Consider the following 1,168-nt stretch of genomic DNA (forward strand, 5'->3'; position numbering starts at 1 on the left):
GTGGGCCCACCGGTGCGCCTGCGGGTAGCCGTACCCGGCGGCGGGTGCGCCGAACGCCCCGGGGACGGCCGGGACGCCGTAGCCCGCAGGCGCACCGGTGGGCCCACCGGTGGGGGTGCCCGTGGGCGCGCCGAACACCGGCTGGGGGGTGGAGCCCGAGGTCGACTCCGGCGGGCCGGGCTGCTTGAAGGTCTCCTTGACGGTGGGCGCCCAGTGGGCGGGACCGGCGGCCGGTTCGCCCTGCTCGGCCGCGGCGAGCAGCCGGTCGAGCATCTCGGCGTCGGGCCGCAGCGCAGGGTCCCGGGAGAGCAGGGCGCCCAGCAGCGGACCGAGCTGCGCACCGCGGACCGGCGGCGGCAGCGGCTCGTCCAGGACGGCCGCCAGGGTGGCCAGCGTGGTGCTGCGGCGCAGCGGGTGGTGGCCCTCGATCGCGACGTAGAGCATCATGCCGAGCGACCACAGGTCGGAGGAGGCGTCGCCGCTGCCGCCGCGGATGCGCTCCGGGGCGATGTACTCGGGCGAGCCGATGAGCGAGCCGGTGGCGGTGAGCGCCGTCGCGTCCTGCATGGCGGCGATGCCGAAGTCGGTGAGGACGGGCGTGCCGTCGGTGCGCAGCAGGACGTTGCCGGGCTTGACGTCGCGGTGCTGGATGCCGGCGGCGTGCGCGGCACGCAGGGCGGCGAGCACACCGCGGCCGATCCTCGCGGCCTCGGGCACCGAGAGCGGGCCCTGGACGAGGCGGTCGGCCAGGCTGCCGCCGCTGACCAGCTCCATCACCAGCCACGGGTGCGGCTGGTCGGGGGTGTCGACGATGTGGTGGATGATCACCACGTTGGGGTGCTGGAGGCGGGCCAGGGCACGTGCCTCGCGCAGGACGCGCTCGCGCAGCTCCTGCGCGGCCACCGGGTCGCCGGCGAGCATCGCCGGGTCCGGCGGGCGGACCTCCTTGAGCGCGACCTCGCGCTCCAGGGCGTTGTCCCGGGCGCGCCAGACGAGGCCCATGCCTCCGCCGCCGAGGCGCTGCAGCAGTTCGAAACGGCCGTCGATGAGCCGTCTCTCCGGCCCCCCAGTGTTCATGCCCGTCATCGTAGGGGGCGGGACGGACTGCCCGTGCCGCCGGGAGATCACGATCGGGCTGCACGGCCCGGGCCCGCCGGCGATGGCCGGC

Annotated in this window: 1 protein-coding gene; it reads right to left on the reverse strand. The window is 76.5% G+C overall.

The genetic code is table 11. The annotated features are described in order from the left end of the window. Nucleotides 1-1,077, reverse strand: a 1,077-nt coding sequence (locus ABZ641_RS38525; protein ID WP_359989341.1) for a serine/threonine-protein kinase, incomplete at its 3' end; no start/stop codon positions are given. Between the last annotated feature and the right edge of the window lie 91 nt (nucleotides 1,078-1,168).

Origin of the sequence: Kitasatospora sp. NPDC007106 (assembly GCF_040634455.1) — a bacterium.
Taxonomy (GTDB): Bacteria; Actinomycetota; Actinomycetes; order Streptomycetales; family Streptomycetaceae; genus Kitasatospora; species Kitasatospora arboriphila.